The sequence below is a fragment of the Gallibacterium faecale genome (assembly GCF_027920745.1).
In the GTDB taxonomy this organism is placed as follows: Bacteria; Pseudomonadota; Gammaproteobacteria; order Enterobacterales; family Pasteurellaceae; genus Gallibacterium; species Gallibacterium faecale.
Genome location: NZ_JAQIBB010000058.1, coordinates 1 through 19,264, shown reverse-complemented (window position 1 = coordinate 19,264; position 19,264 = coordinate 1). Strand labels below are relative to the sequence as shown.

The window sequence follows — 19,264 nt, the reverse complement described above, 5'->3', positions numbered from 1 at the left end:
GTAATGGCGGTTTTTTTATGCCAATTTTCGAGGAAATACTATGTTTTATTTAACTAATGAACGCTACAAAGAAATGACCCAACGTGCTTATGGGAAGAAAGATGATGAAGTATCGCCATTATCTTATATGAACTCAGATGAAATTAGTACTTATACCACTCCACAACAAAAAGAGCAGCAAGGTGTGCTTGCTGATACGGTTGATGCTTTCCAAATGGGGGTTGGACGAGGGGCAAGTGATTTAAGCCGTTTAGTAGCCATTGGGGCAAACAAACTGGGATTTGATAGTGTAGAAAGTTGGTTTAATAAAGCTGCGGATGCCTCTGCTAAATATGCCGACAGCCAAATGAATGAAATGTCGGACGAAATGAAAGTAGCGTTAAATCAAGATGTCACCGAAGATCCGTCTGCATTAACCAATATCCGCTGGTGGGCTGGTAATTTAGGTGCTGTATTAGGTAGTGAATTAGATACGGTGCTTGTGACAGCTGCAACGTTAGGAATGGGGTCTGCTGCATATGCTGGGGCGAAAACAGCTGCTAAACAAGGTGTTAAATATGTGATGAAAAAAGAACTTGCAGAAAAGGTGGGGCAAGTTGCATTTAATGAAGCAGTGAAGCGAGGAGCAAGTAAGCAATTAGCGAGAGCGGCAGGTTTGACAGCGGTGCAATCAGCAATGATGGCAGGCTCACGAGCGAATCAAACTAGAGAGGATATGTTGAGGTTATCTGATGAGGAACTAGCAAATAACGACAAATTTATACAAGAGTACTCCGCTATTTCTAATTCAGAAGATGGTCAATTAATGACTGGTAATGAACGCTTTGAAGTGGCGAAAAATAATTTTATTGCAAAAGCTTCTCGTGACGCTGCTTTTAATCCAGCTTCGGTATTAAGTGATTTAGCCACGAACGCAATTAGCGGGCTTGGTGGTGGTTTTATGGGATTTGGTAAAGCAGCTAAGACTCTAAAAGGTGGATTGCTTAAAGGGGCAATGATTGAGGGTGGAACAGAAGCCATTCAAGGTGTCACCGATCAAATGGCGGTTAATACTGCCGCAAAACAATATTACGACCAAAATCGAGATATTACAGAGGGGATGGCTAGTAATGCAATTCAAGGTGCGATTTTGGGAGCTGCTTTTGGTGCACCAACAGGCGCATTAGATGTTTATAGTAATAGACGTGCATTAAATAATGCTAAAAAGCAGTTGTTAGAATTTAAGTCAACTGGAAATGAAACGGTAGATCAGTCATTACGCAGTTATGTTGATATGATCAACCAACAAGCAAACGATCTTGATGATTTAATCTCACAAAGCCGTTTTAACGCCCATTACGCAATGGCGCAACGTGAAGCGAGAGCGGCTAATATAATGGCTGACTTAAATCAATCAACAAACCAACCTGATTTATCTCAGTCACAAACTCAAGATGCGGTTAATACATTTACGCAAAATCATACACCAATACAAACTTCCGCCATTACAGAAAATCAATTGGGTGGAGTAGATGAAGTAGATATTGGGAATGGAAATTATCAACCAATCTCTTATGCGGTTGTCGATGCGGCCAATTTAATGCCAGCACAGAATAAAGCGGATAATCAATTCAGAGACAGGAATCGTGTAGCAAGCCTATCCCAGATTAATGAGATTGCTAGAAACCTTGACCCAAGAAAACTATCTGCTAGCCCAACTATGGATATTGGAGCGCCTTTATTAGCACAAGATGGATCAACGATTATTGCTGGAAATGGTCGAACAATGGCACTACGGCAAGCATATCAACAGGGGTTAGCTAATAATTACAGACAATATTTATTAGATAATGCTGATAAATTTGGTTTATCGCCTGAACAAATTTCTCAAGTCGCCAATCCTGTTTTAGTAAGACGTTTAAATGTTCCAGTGGATATTGCTCAAGCCGCAATTCGTTCAAATGAACAAGGCGGAATGCGTATGAGTAACCTTGAACAAGCTAAAGTGGATGCACAACGTCTGCCGAGTATGGATAACTTTTATATTGGTGACAATGGAAATTTAAATAATCCAAATAACCAGAATTTTATTCGTCAATTTATTCAAAACCAACCAGAAAACTTGCGTAATGAGTTATTAGATAGTGCAGGAAATTTAAGTCAAACAGGCGTTCAACGGGTTAGAAATGCGATTTTGTATCGTGCGTATGGCGATACAGAAACTTTATCAAGAGCAGTAGAGAGTACAGATCCAGGTGCAAGGAATATTATTACCGCTCTTACTAGAGTGGCGCCAACGGTAGCACAAGCTAAACAAGATGTAGAGAGCGGAAGACTAAATAATGAGGTAGATCTATCAAGTGATATTGTGGCTGCTGTTGAAAAATATAACCAGCTTAAGCAACAAGATTTAAATATTGATGAATATTTAAAACAGCAAGACTTCGTTAGCGACATCACGCCAGAAGCAAAAGAAATCTTACAAATATTTAATGAAAATGCTCGAAGTTCAAAACGTATTGCAGACATCCTAAATAATTATTATCAAGCTGCGCAAAAACAAGGAAATACATCTCAAACTAATATGTTTGGCGAGGTGATGTTTGATAGAGAGGGTACATTAGTACAAGCGAAGAATGTACAAGATTTATCCATAGAGCAATTTGATAACGATAATGCCAACAAATTTAGCCGTTCGCCAATAAAGTCGGTTGAAGCCAACATCAAACGTGGTCGAGAGGCAATGAACAAAGCAATAGTCGAGAAAAATAGCGTTCATCGTGCAATGTATAATCATCAATTAGACGGTTGGATTGATTTTGAATGGGGAGATGTCGGTCGATTATTACCTTCTGGAAAAACAAAAGGAGCTATGGGCATTGCTCATATTATCGAATCAAGAATGAGAAAAGATAATATGAGTTATCAAGATGCAGCTTATATGCTTACAGATAGGGTAATTGATACTTTAGCTAAAGGCCAAACAAGCAAGATCTATGAAAGTGGAAATGTAAAAAGTGTTTTTGTAGAACACAATGGAAATAGAGCGACATTAATTAAACGAGCAGGATCAAATAGTTGGTTGATGAATGCTTTTGAGTTAAATCCAGATGAACAAAGAGGAAGTAACGATCCTGATTTGCCTACGCATAACTTGCCTACACGTCAGCGTCAAGCTATGGGAGCTGGATTTGATGAAACTATAATCAATAATAATGATGAAATCAATAATGATGATATTCGTTATTCAAAAAATAATAATGATGACGCTTATCTTGAATTAGCAAAACGCTATGAACAAGGCGATAAATCGATTGAATCTCAATTAAGAGAGCTTGTTGATGAAGCTGCAAGGAATAAAGGCTTTGGTAAGCCAGATTATCGTATGTCGCACGATGCTCCGAATCGTTATGATGATATATCTAGAAGCATTGATGATTTATCTGAACTTTATCCAGCAGATTTATACTCTCCTCAAGGTTACCGCTATTATGGTTCTGGATTTGACAATATGGATAAAGAAGCCTGGCAGATTTTACGTCGCGTAAAAGGCAATCCAGAAGCTGAAGTTACTATTTATCGAGCATATCCAAAAGGTACAGGAGGTACTATCACTAATGGAGATTGGGTAACAATCGTTCGTGATTATGCAATAGAACACGGAGAAGGACCTTTACAAGGTGATTATGAAATTGTTAGCAAGAAAGTAAAAGCGAAAGATGTCTTTACTAACGCAGATTCATTATTAGAACAAGGTTATGATAATGGATTGTCTGAGGTTGTTAATCACAAGAAAAAAATCAAACTTGATGAATTAATAACTTATGACGATAACGGTGAAATTATACCGCTTTCAAAACGGTTTAATGCGAGAAAAAATGATGTTCGTTACTCAAAATCTAATAGCAACGCCATAAAATCATATGATAAAACACATCTACAAACCCTCCTTTCTAATATCTTAAAACCAGAGCAATTATCCAATGTCGATATTGTTACAGGGCAAACTGCGCCAGAAAATGTTCGCAGATTTATCCGTGATGGCGTTGAAGGTTGGTTCAATCCAAGAACAAATAAAGTCACTATTGTTGCCGATAATATCCATGCAACAACCAGCATGAGCAAAGAGGAACGTCTTTCTTGGGTAACGTGGCACGAATTGGGGCATTTGGGTGTTAATGTTAGATACCGTGCAGAGTATCAAGGCATTATGGAAAAAGCACGTAAACACAGTGTTGTTAATGCAATGACGCAAGCCATAATGGAAGATAGACAACGATTTGTTGATAGTAATGGTAACTATGCTGATCCAGCCGCCACCAATAAAAACATTGCCACAGAGGAAGCCTTAGTTGAGTTATTAGCCGCACACGAAACAGGGAATTTTGACGAGTTGCGTCAGCGTTATGGAGTGAAAATCAACACATTGCACGAAAAGAATTTCAAAGCGTGGTTCAAGATTATTGCTGATAGAGTACGCCAATTAATGAATCGTTTATTCAATCGACCATTTAATGAAATGACCGATCACGATTTAGTGAGATTACTTGGTGGCATTAAAGAGGGAATTAACGGAAAACCTACACCACCTAATGGCGGTAAGCGTTTTAGTTTGAACGAAAGTGTAGATAGTGATTTTGCTAAAGCGGTGGATAGGGCAGTACAAGGCAAGGAAGTTTCTGGTTATGTGAATGTGGGCAAAACACCAACAGTATTGAAGATGTTAGGATTGCCTGATGTTAAAGTTACTATTCACGGTTCAACGTTTAAAAAAGTGATTGCTGGAAAACATAGAATTACAGCAGAGATGTTTAAGCAACTGCCAAGAGAAATCAATAATCCTGTTGCAGTAATGAAATCACAAACAATAGAAAATGGTTATGTTGTTTTGACAGAGCTTAATGAATATAGGAATGGAAAGAATAATCCTGTTATTGCAGCATTGCATTTTAAACAAGATAAAAACGGTGTAGAGCTAATTAATATTGCGAGTGCATACGGGAAAGAGAGTTTGTCTTCATTACAAAAAATGTTAGATAAATCTTTGCTTTATTGGAACAATAAAAAAGGGACTGATTTTGTTAATACCTTTGGGCTCCAATTGCCCGCATATGTATTAAAAAATCAATCCCCAAAAGGTTATCCGTTTGCTAATAGAGCGGGGCTTCAATTGCCAAGTGTCGTTGTTAGCTCAGATAACCTTTCTGCTTTAAATATTAAAACAGAAGATGACTTAAAGCAATATCTTCCAGAGGTTAAATTTTCAACAGCGATCGCTCCATTAGAAAATGCATTTGATAAGATTGGCTTAGGCAGTAAGAAAAGTGCTATTGAACAAAGTATTGATAATTTCAAGCAAACTAAATCTAGAAGTTTTGCTGAATGGAAAACGTTAGCAAGTGAATGGGGTAGAAAGGCTAATACGGCTATTTTTGATTCACTTGCTCCAATTAAATACTGGGAAGATAAGGCTGGTGTGACAGATCATACTAAATCTGGCTACACAGCGGCACGTTTAGCTGCAGGCTCAGGATCGATTGCGGAGGCAAGTATGTTACACGGCTTGCCAGAATGGAAAGACGGTATTATTCAACGCAAAGCAGGGACGACTAAAAATGATGCGTTATTAGGCATTATGGAATCTCTTGGTAATGATATGAATGATTTTTTAGCGTGGGTTGCTGGTAATCGTGCTGAAAAATTAATGGCAGAGGGACGAGAACATAATTTAACAGTTGAAGAAATTACCGCTTTAAAATCACTCAACAAAGGAAAAGAACAAAAATTTGAACAAGCACGTAAAAAATTAATGGCGTGGAATAAATCGCTACTTGATTTAGCAGAACAAGCAGGTTTATTCACTAAAGAAGATCGTGCTAAATGGGAAGACCCAGATTGGTACATCCCGTTTTATCGTGAAACAGAAGATGGAGATGTGTTAGCGCCTTTTAAGAATAAAGGATTAGCTAATCAAAATGCAGGCATTAAACGATTAAAAGGTAGCGACAAAGCAACAGCAGACTTATTAAGTAACATTATTACTAACGCAACAAAATTGATAGATGCCTCAGTGAAGAATGATGCTTTAACAAAAGCGGTCGTGAATCTAGCTGATACTGATGTCATTACTGTGATTGATAATTCAAACTTAATGGACTATCGAAAATTAATGCGGAATAAGCAAGGAAAAGGTGGTAATGATGGTGGATTAGCAGTTGTAAAAATTAAAGGACAAGATTATCTAATTGATATTCACGATAAAGCATTATTTAATGCGATTACTTCGGTGGATCAAAAGCCTCTTGATTACCCAGGTCGTAAAATTTTTGCAGGAGCAAAACGTGTATTAACTGCTACTGTAACTTCTATGCCAGATTTTATTGTGCGTAACTTTTTGCGTGATTTAGTGCAAGCAGCTACGACAGACAGAAACCATATGCGATTAGGGATTGACTCATTAAAAGGTTTGAAAGAGGCATATAGTAAAGGCGGTGTATCAGTTGATTTAATGTTCTCAGGTGCTTCTTTTGGACACGGTTATCTTGATGCAGGCGATCCAAAACAAGCAGCGGAAAATATTCGCAAACACTTGCGTAAAAAAGGTTACAGCAAGTCAGACATTGACGGCTATATGAAAACGGTCGTTTGGTCTAAAGATCAATTCACTAACCTTTTAGATAAGTACCAGCATCTTAACTCCGCCGTAGAAAATGCAAACCGTATAGCTGTGTATGAAGCTGCATTACGTAATGGAAAATCTAAAGCGCAAGCAGCTTTAGAAGCGAAAGATTTAATGGATTTCTCGATGAAAGGAAATGCAAGGATTATTCGTTATGCTGCTGATGTATTGCCATTCTTTAATGCACGATTACAAGGTTTATCACAATTAGGACGATCATTTAAAGATAATCCGAAAACGTTCGCAAAACGTGGAGCGATGATCGCTTTAACTTCTGTTGGATTAGCATTGGCAAATATGGGTAACGATCGTTATGAAAAGTTACCAGATGAAGAAAAGGATAACTACTGGCATATTTTCTTAGGCGATCAACATTTACGCATACCAAAACCTTTCGAATTAGGTGTAGTGTTTGGAACAATGCCTGAACGCTTATTAAGAACGACTTTAGGGGAAGATAGCACAGGTAAATTAAGCGATAGAATATCAGCCGCAGTTATCAATACATTGTCTTTAAACCCTATGCCGCAAGTAATAAAACCGATTTTTGAACTTTATATGAACAAAGATATGTTTACTGGCAGAGAAATCGAAAGCTTATCAGATAAACGTTTTATTGCATCTGCTCGTTATGATTACAATACCTCTTTAACAGCCAGAGAGCTTGGTCAAATTACAGGTAATTTTGGTATTAGTCCTAAACAAATTGATCATCTTGCGAGAGGGTATTTTGGTACGCTTGGAATGTATGTACTAGGAATGAGCGATTATCTTCTTAGACAAACTGGGGATTATGGGGCACAACCAGATAAAAATATGAATGAATATCCTGTATTTAGTGCATTATGGGGAGGAAATATTAACGTCCCACGCAGATATACCAGTTACATGAATGATTATTATGAGTACCTTAATAAGGTTACAGAGATTGTTGCTACTATTAATAATTATGAGAAAAAACGAGGTATGAAGCAGGAAGCAGAACGTTTAAGAGAAGAGAATCAAGGTTTATTACGTAATGCTCCATTACTCAATAAAACACAAAAGGAAATTAAAGGAATTAAAGGAGAATTAGATCTTATTTATCAAGACAGAGTGATGAGTGCAGAACAAAAACGAGCGAGAATAGATCGTCTATTAGAAAAACGTAATAATCTTATTAAGATGGTAGCTGAAAGAATTCAGAAAGAGGATTATTAATAATGTTGACAACTGCAAAAAATTGCACTAGAATTTCCCATACTAGCCGAAATGTAATTAATGCGTTTCGGCTTTTTTATTGGAGCTAATATGAAAGTACAATCTAATGCAGATAGACTGTTATTAAGACGTGAACTAAGAAAACGTCTTGATGATTATTACTCTAGTTTATCTCAACTTGGTATGACGAATCAGCAATATGATGTGTTGAGAGGTCGAATTGCTGAAATAACCGATCTGATTGCTTATTTTGAGCTTGATGAACACGATTAATTAAACTTATTTGATGAAGCCACTTAGTTTTAAGTGGCTTTTTTATTGGATTTACACAAGCCGCATAATGCCGCTAATGGAGTAATACATGGAAAATCAAGAGTCACAACAATTTGATGAAGCAGCCGCTTTTGAAGAAGCCGCAAGCGAAGTGAAATTAGGTGGCGAACCTCAAGTTACTAACACAGACGCAGATACAACTGAATCTAGCTTGCCTGATCAGCAAGTGAAACCATCGGAAGAGATTAAAGATGATGTGCCTGATTGGTTGAAAGATGCCTCTGATGAAGTAAGGGAAAATGTACGCAAACTTGAGGAAGATAAAAAACGCTTTGAACATATGGCAAAAAGCCATCGAGGTCGTGTTGGGGCGTTATCAAAGAAATATCAACAAGCGAAAGCCGCACTGGATCAATTAAATGCTAGCCAAACCAATCTTGATGAAGATATTGCGAAGCTACAAGAAGATTATCCAGAGATGGCCAGTATTTTATCCCGCTTGATTGCCGGACAAAATCAACGCTTGAATGCAATTTCTGAACCGTTATCAAAAATGGCAGAAGCTAACGTACAGGATTTAGCTCAACAGGAATTAGACGGCAGTATTGCCCTCGTTTCTGAAGCTGTTCCTGACGCAGAACAGATTATTAGCGATCAAGGATTTCATCAATGGGTGCAAGCACAACCAAAAGGGGTGCAAGCCTTGTTCTATTCTGACGATCCAAGTGATGCAATTTATCTGTTAAGCGAATATAAAAAAGTTATCTCTGCTAAACAAGATAACAGATTAAAAAGAACGCAACAAATGTCTGCAATGACGTTACCAAATGGACGCAACAGCCCGAAAGGTAATCAAGGCGATTTAGATGAGAATGCACTCTTTGACAGCATTGCAGAGACAATGAAACGTAATAGATAGATTTTAAGGAGAAAAAGAGTATGGCTACAGGAACCACTACTTACGGTGATATTTCGCCACGTACGCAGGTTTATGCAGTGGCTCAATTATTGAAACACGCTGAACCAATTATTGTGTTAAATAAATTTGGACAGTCAAAAGGTATTCCGCAAAACAAAGGGCAGAAAATTAAATTCCGCCGTGCGAAGCCATTTGAACCAGCATTAACACCGTTGGCAGAAGGTGTGCGTCCTGCTGCACAAAAGATGGTGTATGAAGATGTCGAAGCTGTATTGAAACAATATGGTGCGTGGACCGAAATCACAGATGTGATTCAAGATACACACGAAGACCAAGTACTAAAAGACATCACTCAGTTATCAGGTGAGCAAGCAGCAGAAACCACAGAGTTATTAACCTGGGGAGTGATTAATGGAGGAACCTCCGTTGTATTTGCGAATGGCGCAGCAACCAATCAGGTTAATACACCGTTATCCCTTGCTGCATTGCGTAAAGCGGTGCGTACGCTGATGAATAACCGTGCCAAGAAAGTTACTTCAATTTTAGATTCCTCTATTAAGATGGAAACTAAGCCGATTGAAGCTGCTTTTATTGCGGTATGTCATACCGATTTAGAGCCGGATATTCGCAACTTGCCAGGTTTTGTCCCTGTTGCAAAATATGGCACACGTTCCACTGTATCACCTAATGAATTTGGTACTGTGGAAAATATTCGCTTTGTGACTAGTGCGTTATTTGCTCCGACACCAAACGCAGGAGGCGCCAAAGGTACAACATTATCAACAGGTGGAAGTAATTCTGACATTTATAAGATTGTCATCTTTGGGCAAGATGCTTTCGGGGTTTGCCCTCTCAAAGGTAAAGAATCTGCGAATATCTTAGTGCGAAATCCAGGTAAGCCTGAAAAGGGTGATGAATTAGGTCAAACTGGTTCGGTTGGTTGGAAAACGTGGCACGCTGCATTAATTCTTAACCAAGCTTGGATGACTCGAATTGAATGTGCAGCATCAGCACTTTAAGTCTTAATTTAACCTTCAAGCCCTCAATCGAGGGCTTTTTTATTGGAGAAAATCTATGTCATATCCATTTATTAACCTAGATAAAGCAAAAAAAGACGAATTAATTGCACATTTAAAAACGCAGTGCGGTATCGATCCAAAAGAAAGTGAAACGAAAGATAGTTTGATTGAAGCTATTTTAGAGTTTGAAGATTTAAACGGACATACTCGCCCTTATGAATTAATGCCAGCTAGTTACAAAAACAACGTGGAAAGTAATAGTGATACACAAGATAACGCAAGCAGTGATTTAAATACGTATCGCAAAGTAAAAATGATAATCCAATCCTCTGAAAAGTTTGATGGACAAGATGATGTAATGGTTTGGATCAATGGGCATTCATATCAAATTAAACGTGATACGGAAGTGGTTGTGCCAGAGCCAGTTTATCAGCTATTGAGTAGCTCAAAGACTACCATTTATCAACAAGAGAAAGACGGTTCGGTGACAGAAAAGATTGTTGCAAACTATTCAATCCAATTCTTAGGGTATGTTTAGATGAACTTTTTACAACTTGCACAGCGTTTACGCCGTGAGATGAGTGATACAGGTGAAGGTCCTGCAGGCGTTACTAATCAGCGTGGACGTAATTTAGAGTATGTCGATGCGATAAGAGAAGCATGGTCTGATATTCAAATTATCCGGCAGTGGTCTGATAATTTTTATGTATCACCTTACAGTAAGGATAATTTGCAGTTGCTTCAATCCTCAATAGACACACCATTTATTCCAGAATATCTGCATTTAGGTATTGTTTATTATGCACTAGCGAATAAAGCGTTATCACAAAATGCACAAGAGTTAGTGTTAAAAGCACAAGCAGAATGGGATAAATATCTTAATTTGCTATGCCGTGATTATTTACCAACAGCGACATTAGGACAGCAAAATGGCTAAGTTACCGACATTATCCTCCCAATTTATTGCAGTCTCTGGCGGTATGGATTTAACTACACCGCCCATTGTGAAAATGGCCAGTGACGCTATTGTTGCAATGAATGTGCAGCCTAAATGGGGAGGTGGATTTACTAGAATTGATGGGTATGAATGTTTGGATGGTAAATTTGTGCCGTCAAATATGAAATATTGTGGTTTATCTGTATTAGAAACTGTACCAGATGAATTAAAAGGTAAACAATTTAGGATAAATGACACGATATGTTATGTATTAGATGTAAAGGAACACCTATTCGTTGTTGCTTATTATGATAGGTTATCGATAAATGTGAATGAAACGTTTTTTGTGGAAGGAAGTTCATTTACATTATTAGTTCCACCACATTATCTTACAGATGATATAGAACAACACCATAAATACCAAGCAATGGCAATAGATATTGGCATTGCTAATGTAACTGCGCCGAATGGCGATGGAAATTTACTTGGTGTTGTTGAGTTAGACGATCAAGTTATTGTATTTCGCAATACAGGAGATACTTGCCGTGTTTATATCTCTGATGAGATAACTGGATGGAAAGAAGCTAATGAAACCTATATCACTCAGTTATCTAACATTACAAACATTGATAGCTTACTGGATAATGCTACTTTGAATGTAGGCAATGAAGATATATTGTGCTATTCATGTAATATATCTCCAGATAATTTATCAGGCTTTATTGTTGTCGACCAATACTTAGAAGCTAATAGCGATATTTTCTTGAATGGTAGCCGTATAGCGACTGTATCAGAAAGTCATAAAGTTACTTTAACAAAAGATTTATGTTGGAAGTTTATTTACCATAATTTTTATGGTGGAGTAGATAGTAATTATGCGTATGGATGTAATGGTAGCGAAGCTATAGAAGTTAGGCGAGATGGTATTATTATTCCTATAGCTATTGGTAATTTAGGTGAACCATTATATATATCAGAGCATAAAAATCATTTATTTATCGGGTTTAGAGGTGGATTACTTGGACATTCACAAGTTGGGTATCCAACAAAGTGGTCATCTTTCTTAGGCTCAGAACAGTTTTGGCTTGGTTCTGAAATTACAGCATTAACATCATTATCTGGTGGTGTATTATTAATAGGTTGTCGTAATAAATCACTAGGCCTTTACGGATCAACACTTGATGACTGGCAATTAAAACAGATTGCTAGTGTTGGTATTTCACCTAACACTTTACAGTCATTATTTATTCCTGTCGCCATTAGTAAAAATGGCATTATTCGAATTGATAGCACAGAACAATTTGGCGACTTTCTTGCCAATGAATTGGACGCGAATCAAAAGCTAGGAAATATTATAAATCTCAATATTTCATATTCAGCTTCTTTTCCTGAATTAAATCAAGTTAGATTCTACAGCAAAAATAATGTGCATATTTGCGTTATGTTTTTACCAGACGGCACAACGAGAGTCACTGAATTTAGTTATCCTCAGACATTAAACGGTGTTTGGAGGACGCCATATAATTGTTATTTTGCTTTTAATGATGGCAGATTATATAGAAATAGTGACAAAATTAATTCTTTTAATGGTTACCCTATCAACTGGACTGTTCGCCTTGCTTATAACCATTGTGGTGGTCCACATATTATAAAACACTGGAAATATGCTGAAATCCAGTCAACCTCATCTAATTATTTAACTTTCAAATTTCAATATAGTCTTGATTATAACAGTGCTAAGCAACCAAATTCAGTGATCACTCAAGAACAAATTAGAGGGAGTGGTGGTAATTGGAATGAATCATTATGGAATGAGTTCTTATGGAGCGCAGAAAGTTACAGTACACCGATAATACCTCTTGCTGGATATAGCAAAAACATATCTTTTCTGTTTAGTGGAAATAGTAATTACTCACCAAATTTTGAAATCACAGGATTTACCTTGAATTATATTATTAGGAGATATCAACGTGTCTAATATTAGAAATTGGTATAAACGTATTCATCAATATATTGCTTATACTTTGGCAAGAGGAGAGCATCTTGAAGAGGAGTTGGATGCAATTCAGTCCTCGTTTGAGAAAATACCGGAATTAAATGATGATGGAACCGAGTTTACTGAAACATTTGGGATTAAAAAGCCAACACAAGACAACCACCCAGTTCAATATGGGCAAATTAAACATATTGAACAACAGTTAGCTAACATTGATAGCAATGCTCAAATAACAAGTGAACAGGCTCAAACCGCAATTCAATATGGGCAAGCAGCAAAAGATATAGCAGTTAATTTAATAAAACCCGATGGATATAAGTACATTGGTCGATGTAAATCAATAGCAGAGTTAAGAACTATTAAACCAACTTATCATGGTCAACGCATATTAGTCGATGCTTATTATGAAGGTGGCACAACAGGCGGTGGGGAGTTTGTTGCGGATTTACAAGATTTGGATACACCAGATGATGGTGGGATTTGTATTGTTGGCAATTGGGGAAGCAGGTGGAAAAGAATATTTTTTGACCATGTTGATATTATGTGGTTTGGAGCAGTTAATAATATAGATTGTTCTGCTCATCTTATAAATGCATTACGTTACAATAATATAAAAATTGGGACAGGAGAATGGATAGCAAATATTAATGAGCAAAATAAAGTAATCTTAGAAAATATTGAGAAATTACATATTGCAGGACAACTAAATTTTCACGTAAGTGGAAAATTGACTTTAAGAGAGACAATACAAAATAAAATAAGTCAACAAATAAGTATTATTGGAGACGATTGTATTAATACATCAATAAAATCTCAAGTTAATGTTACAGGAAGTAAAGGAGCATATTATGTGACATTATTGATGAGTAATATTGATGGGGTTGAGCCTGGCGATTATTTGCATACTGTAAATATTGATAAAGGAGCAGAAATACATAGAGGGTGCTGGGAAATATTAAGTGTTAATCAATCGGATAAGACAATTATAGTAAAAAATACTGCTCAAGTGGACACGTTCCCAGTCACAAATATATCAACATCTGAATCATATGTAATAAAGACAACGCTTAATTTTATTAACTGTGATGGAATTTTATGCATAAGTGGGAATATATATATAAATAATATCATGATAGTAGGTAATTCTGATGATTATTGGTCTAAAAATGATGTAGAAAAAACAGAAAAAGGAACGCATGGGATCATTGTTGGAGCTGTCACAATTTCAAAAATTGATAATAGTAATTTACAAGGTCTATCTGGAGGACATGTATCATCAGGGAGATTTGTAGGAGTATCTGGCTTTGATCAACAAGGCGTAGTTGTAGAGTTAGGTGGAACATTTTATGGGGATTTCATCTCATCTTGTAATAATAAAAGAAGAGGATTTTATGCATCAACAGCAGCGGGTATACGAGCAAAGCATATTAGTGCAAATGGAAATTATCTCGATGGAATTATATGTGATATAGGAGGACAAGTTTATGCGTCATCTTACTCATGTGCAGTAGGAAATGGAGATGGAGGGATTATAGCATCGTCAACTGGATCAATTATATTTGATGAAGGAATTTGTTCTTATAATAAAATTGGCGCAGAATCAAGAAGTTGTGGATTCGTACAAATAACTAGTGGACAGATATATAATAATAATATTGGGATATATGCACAATATACTGGTTCAATATTTTGTAATCATTCATTATTACAAAATAATGAGACAGGAATACACGCTTTATTGTCATCAACAGTACGAGCAAATAATTGTGAATTGAGCAATGATATTGATTACATATCATATGATAATGCAATTATTGTTTGTACGGGATCAAATGCTGATAGATCTAAAATTTTATTACGAAATGGAGGAGCTATTATTGATGATCTATTCAATATAACTGATAGTCTTAATACTAAGAAATTAAGTTTAAAAAATATTAATGAATCCGGCGTTATATTATCTACAACATCACTTGGTGATGATCTTGTATTAACTTTTCAATCAGAAATGAAAGAGTATAAACCAGGGTATCATTTTAGAGGTAATACGAATGGGTTTTATCCACAATTAGATAATAGTAATCAATTGGGAAGACAGAATAATAGATGGGCAGATATTTATGCAGTAAACACTGTAATACAATCATCAGATGAACGTTTAAAACAGCATATATCATCATTAAATAACGATATAGTTAAAGCGTGGAATGAAGTTAACATCTGTCAATATAAATGGATTGATGCTATTGATAAAAAAGGGAATGGAGCAAGATATCATATTGGGTTAATTGCTCAGAAAATAAAAGATGTTTTCGAGAAACATGGAATAAATGCATTCGAGTATGGACTACTTTGTTATGACAAATGGGATGAGGAAAATGAAATTTTAGATGAGGAAGGTAATGTAATTCAAGAATATCGTCCTGCGGGGGATCGATGGGGAATTAGAGCGGAAGAATGCTTATTTCTGGAAGCGGAGTGCAATAGGAGAAAAGTAAATGAGTTAGAAAGTAGATTACAAGTATTAGAGGCTAAATATGGCTAAATACTATTGTACAGGTTGGAAATACGCCTCAAATGATATAAATAACTGTTGTCATCAACATGATAGAGATTACGGTATAAATGGAAAGGTGACGCGTGTAGAGGCAGATAATCGATTACGTAATTGCATTCTTAAAAATGGTCATCCAATTAAGGCTTGGTTATTTTGGGTAATTGTCAGGTTGTTTGGTTGGATTTTTTGGAAAAAAGATAAAGTAACGCCTTTTAAAAACTAATTTAAAAGGCGTTTTTTTTATGTGATAAAGAGAGGGAATATTATGCCGATATTAAAATCAATGTCAGACGCGCTTAATAAAAATAGCCAGCTTAAACAACCAACATTGTCAACGACAACGCCAAATATAACATCCACATCTGAGAATATGGCGCAGAATGTATCAAATAATCTTAATGCTAATTCTGTATTAATGAAGACGGCTGCGGCAAGTGGAGAACGACAAGCTGCTGCAAGAGGATTGCAGAACTCATCAATTGGTATTGAATCGGCGCAAAGAGCAATGATTAATGCTGCAATGCCAATCGCACAAATTGATACGCAAAATCAATTTACATCACAACAAGCTGGTTTAGATCGAGAACATCAGCGAGGAATGACACAGTTACAAGCCGATTTAAATTACAGTAATCAAAGTAAGCTAGCTAATTTACAGCATCAAAATGAAATGGATCAACTTAATGCTCAAGTCGCTGCAAATACCATTGGTAAATCTATCGACTTTGCTCAACAAATCACAAATAACTTTGATGCTCAAATTGCGGGTATTTTACAAAATACCAATATGAAAGAAGCAGATAAACAAAAAGCGATTACACAATTAAAAGCAAGTCGAGATTCGGAATTGCGGTTTATGAGTTCTTTCTTTCAAGCTATTCCAACCACAAAACAACGTTGGTCATCATTCCCTAATTTAGGCGTACCATCAATTACTATTGGATAAGGAGACAATATGGCATTTTCATTTTCAGATGTTTGGAACAGCGTTACTGGAGCTTTAGGTGGAGCATCAAGTTGGCTGGAAAATAACAAAAACACAGCTAATCTTATTGGTAATACGCTTATTGGAGTAGGCGGATATTTCGCTCAAAAAGAACAAGCAAAAGACCAGATGAAAGCATTGCGCGAACAAATGGAGTTACAACGACAGTTAAAATCTGAATATTCTGCCGTGCCAGATGTAGATACTACTTATAACAGCTTAACAGTTGGTGAAAACCCATCATTAGCAGGCGGTGGAATATTAACTGAAATGAAAAAACGAGCTGATGAGAGAAAAGGAGGTATCTAAATGGGATATAAAGATGGTGGCTATGGAGGTGTTGCAGCCAATGCTCATAGTGGAAGTGGTAAAAATAGTGGAGCAAACGGAATTAGCCATAATTCGGGAGCCTCAGGAGGAGATGGTTTTGGAGATGGTCGGCATAACGATAGTGATGGTGGATATAATGGAATTAGATCTGGAATAAGCCGTTTTAAATCTAACAGCACCAACAGTTATGGTTCAGGGCGAAATAACGATAGCTATAATGATTTTAGAAGTGGCAGAGAATTTTCATTATCAAGAAGTAATGTATCAAATGCTGCGAGAGATTTACGAGATACGGTTAAATCTTTGACAGGAGGTAAGGGTTCTTCTTTAGCTGGCGGAGAGGAAGATGAAAGTGGATTATTGAGCAAAAATATCAATGACATTAAAGATGAATTGCATTTTTCAATGGATTATGCCCTATCACCATATAACAAGGATTTTACGAGAGGGGAATTTAATAAGCTTTTTGGTTCCGGTGTTAATGATGCAATGAAAAGTGCTGATAGACGTTTTGGAGTTGGTGTAGCAACAGATTTAATGTCGCCGATTGCTGGTGAAATAGCATTTAATGCGTTATCAAAGATTTCACCAACCGCAGGGATGGTTGGTGCAGCAGCGGCACAAAAAACATTATCAAGTTTAGATAGGTTCGCGGATACCTATAATCCGACAGTGACTAGTCAGGCAGCTCAAGCTGTTTATGATGCTGGATATAATCAAGCAACAAAAGCGATAAAAGAAGCTGGTACAGGAGTACTTGGAAATATAGTTGGAGGAGCTGTAGATTTTATTTCTGGTGGCTTACCTGTTGGAACAACTATTAACAACGGCATAAATCATTATCGAGGCAGAGAAGCTGTTTTAGATAAATATGGAGATATTGGTACAGTTGCACAAGCTGAACAAAATCGGCAGCAGGCAATGAGAGAAGCGAGAGAGGCTGAAGCAGAAAGACGAAAAATTGACGGCTCAAATCAAGGAAATTATGGCATTCTCAATCAAATGACTGCACGTCTTAATACAGACACGCAACCAGCGGATAAATGGCAGCAATTTAATGCAACTTTGCCAGCACTCAATCACCTTTGGGATAGTATCACATTCAAGACAACGACTTAAGGAAACATTATGGGTATCTTAGATTCAATGACACAACAAGCACAAGCTAACCAACAACCACAACAAGCAACAGAACAAGCTATGCCACAGCAAGAACAGCAAGGTAGTATGGCGCAGATGTATCAAATGTTGATGGAAAACTCGATCAATGCAATAGCACAAACTGCAGAAGAACGCATTAAGCAAAAAGGACCTATTGACGGTAGTGCTGATTTAATTGCAACTGCGATGGTAAGTAATTTACAAGCTGCTCGACAAAATGGGAAAACAATCCCACCACAAGTACTAATGCAAGTGGCCAAAGATTTAGCGATGCAGCTGTTAGCCAAATTAGGTGTACCAGAACAACAGCTTGATGATGTATTAATGGATGTTTTACTAAAAGCAATGGAACAATTTGGTGATATGTCGCAAGGGTTAATCTCTAAAGAAGAAGAGAATCAATACGTACAAATGCTTCAACAAGTTACACAAGCTGCCCAACAGCAAATGGGAACAGAGCAACAATCCAGCAACCAACAACAAATGATGCAATAGGAGTAATTTATGGGTTACGGTGGAATTTTAGCTGCAATGGCAGCAGGATTGGGAACAGGCATTGTTAAAAATGTTGAGAATGGTTGGAAAGAGGAAGCTGCACAAAAAGAAATGGATTGGCGCTCCAAGGAATATGAACTTAGTCGTCAACATGATATTACTTTAGAAAATCTAAGAAGCGAAAACCGAATTAAAGAGGCGGCAATTGAAACTCGAGAAAAAATGAGATTAGCTAATTATACACATCAATTAACCAAAAATGATCAAGATAAAAAGGATGAGGATGTTGTAGCGGGAATGACTGCTAAATTAGAAGTTGTCGATAAGCTTAATAGGATTATTAATAGCGATAAATCATCAGAAGCACAGAAAGCTTGGGCTATGGAACAGTTACCACAAGCTCAAAAAGAAGCTGAAATTTATCGAGATAGTACAGCTTATCAAGATGTTTATAACAGAGCACCTGCAGGAATGAAAGCTGCAATGGAGGCTACATCAGGAATAAAATCTGCTGGCTATAAGCAATGGGAAGATAATGAAAGTAAAAGGATTGAGCAAGAAAAAATAAAAACTGAACAAGAAAATACAGCAAGACAACAAACTCAAGAAGTAGCAAGACAGAAAGCAGCTCAACGAGCTGAAGAGGCACGAGTTAAATTTGGTAAGTCATTTAATAGCAACCCGACATCCTCAGGTTATGCTTGGGCTAACTACTATAATTCTACAGTGGCAAA

At 36.9% G+C, this 19,264-nt stretch carries 14 protein-coding genes; all 14 read left to right on the top strand.

Annotation, left to right across the window (positions count from 1 at the left end; translation table 11 throughout):
- The first annotated feature begins 40 nt into the window (after positions 1-40).
- Complete coding sequence (locus PF272_RS06345) at positions 41-7,858, top strand: LPD38 domain-containing protein (protein WP_271142100.1); 7,818 nt, start codon at positions 41-43, stop codon at positions 7,856-7,858.
- Between the two features lie 90 nt (positions 7,859-7,948).
- On the top strand, positions 7,949-8,131 hold the full coding sequence (locus tag PF272_RS06340) for a hypothetical protein (protein ID WP_271142099.1): 183 nt from the start codon (positions 7,949-7,951) through the stop codon (positions 8,129-8,131).
- Positions 8,132-8,219: 88 nt separating this feature from the next.
- Complete coding sequence (locus PF272_RS06335) at positions 8,220-9,050, top strand: hypothetical protein (protein ID WP_271142098.1); 831 nt, start codon at positions 8,220-8,222, stop codon at positions 9,048-9,050.
- A gap of 20 nt (positions 9,051-9,070) precedes the next feature.
- On the top strand, positions 9,071-10,069 hold the full coding sequence (locus PF272_RS06330; RefSeq protein ID WP_271142097.1) for a N4-gp56 family major capsid protein: 999 nt from the start codon (positions 9,071-9,073) through the stop codon (positions 10,067-10,069).
- 55 nt (positions 10,070-10,124) lie between these two features.
- Positions 10,125-10,607, top strand: a complete 483-nt coding sequence (locus PF272_RS06325; protein WP_271142096.1) for a hypothetical protein — start codon at positions 10,125-10,127, stop codon at positions 10,605-10,607.
- Entirely contained in the window at positions 10,608-11,006 is a 399-nt protein-coding gene (locus tag PF272_RS06320) for a hypothetical protein (RefSeq protein ID WP_271142095.1), read from the top strand.
- On the top strand, positions 10,999-12,984 hold the full coding sequence (locus PF272_RS06315; protein ID WP_271142094.1) for a hypothetical protein: 1,986 nt from the start codon (positions 10,999-11,001) through the stop codon (positions 12,982-12,984). Before PF272_RS06320 ends, PF272_RS06315 begins: the two co-directional genes overlap by 8 nt.
- The gene (locus PF272_RS06310) at positions 12,977-15,547 is read left to right on the top strand and encodes a tail fiber domain-containing protein (protein ID WP_271142093.1); all 2,571 of its coding nucleotides are present in this window, start codon (positions 12,977-12,979) and stop codon (positions 15,545-15,547) included. Before PF272_RS06315 ends, PF272_RS06310 begins: the two co-directional genes overlap by 8 nt.
- The gene (locus PF272_RS06305; RefSeq protein WP_271142092.1) at positions 15,540-15,782 is read left to right on the top strand and encodes a hypothetical protein; all 243 of its coding nucleotides are present in this window, start codon (positions 15,540-15,542) and stop codon (positions 15,780-15,782) included. The genes PF272_RS06310 and PF272_RS06305 overlap by 8 nt, the downstream gene beginning before the upstream one ends.
- Before the next feature lie 42 nt (positions 15,783-15,824).
- A complete protein-coding gene (locus PF272_RS06300) occupies positions 15,825-16,505 on the top strand; it encodes a hypothetical protein (RefSeq protein WP_271142091.1) in 681 nt (226 codons plus the stop codon).
- A gap of 9 nt (positions 16,506-16,514) precedes the next feature.
- Positions 16,515-16,853 carry a hypothetical protein gene (locus PF272_RS06295; protein WP_271142090.1) on the top strand — a complete coding sequence of 113 codons (339 nt, stop codon included), beginning with the start codon at positions 16,515-16,517 and terminating at the stop codon, positions 16,851-16,853.
- A complete protein-coding gene (locus PF272_RS06290) occupies positions 16,854-17,993 on the top strand; it encodes a hypothetical protein (RefSeq protein WP_271142089.1) in 1,140 nt (379 codons plus the stop codon).
- Positions 17,994-18,002: 9 nt separating this feature from the next.
- Positions 18,003-18,530, top strand: a complete 528-nt coding sequence (locus tag PF272_RS06285) for a hypothetical protein (protein WP_271142088.1) — start codon at positions 18,003-18,005, stop codon at positions 18,528-18,530.
- A 9-nt stretch (positions 18,531-18,539) separates the two neighbouring features.
- Positions 18,540-19,264 (top strand): hypothetical protein (locus tag PF272_RS06280; protein WP_271142087.1); only part of this gene is annotated, 725 nt, incomplete at its 3' end.

Coding starts and splice junctions, on each gene's coding strand:
- PF272_RS06290 (WP_271142089.1), top strand. CDS start 16,854: ATGGGATATAAAGATGGTGGCTATGGAGGTGTTGCAGCCAATGCTCAT.
- PF272_RS06345 (WP_271142100.1), top strand. CDS start 41: ATGTTTTATTTAACTAATGAACGCTACAAAGAAATGACCCAACGTGCT.
- PF272_RS06305 (WP_271142092.1), top strand. CDS start 15,540: ATGGCTAAATACTATTGTACAGGTTGGAAATACGCCTCAAATGATATA.
- PF272_RS06285 (WP_271142088.1), top strand. CDS start 18,003: ATGGGTATCTTAGATTCAATGACACAACAAGCACAAGCTAACCAACAA.
- PF272_RS06315 (WP_271142094.1), top strand. CDS start 10,999: ATGGCTAAGTTACCGACATTATCCTCCCAATTTATTGCAGTCTCTGGC.
- PF272_RS06340 (WP_271142099.1), top strand. CDS start 7,949: ATGAAAGTACAATCTAATGCAGATAGACTGTTATTAAGACGTGAACTA.
- PF272_RS06335 (WP_271142098.1), top strand. CDS start 8,220: ATGGAAAATCAAGAGTCACAACAATTTGATGAAGCAGCCGCTTTTGAA.
- PF272_RS06325 (WP_271142096.1), top strand. CDS start 10,125: ATGTCATATCCATTTATTAACCTAGATAAAGCAAAAAAAGACGAATTA.
- PF272_RS06300 (WP_271142091.1), top strand. CDS start 15,825: ATGCCGATATTAAAATCAATGTCAGACGCGCTTAATAAAAATAGCCAG.
- PF272_RS06320 (WP_271142095.1), top strand. CDS start 10,608: ATGAACTTTTTACAACTTGCACAGCGTTTACGCCGTGAGATGAGTGAT.
- PF272_RS06295 (WP_271142090.1), top strand. CDS start 16,515: ATGGCATTTTCATTTTCAGATGTTTGGAACAGCGTTACTGGAGCTTTA.
- PF272_RS06330 (WP_271142097.1), top strand. CDS start 9,071: ATGGCTACAGGAACCACTACTTACGGTGATATTTCGCCACGTACGCAG.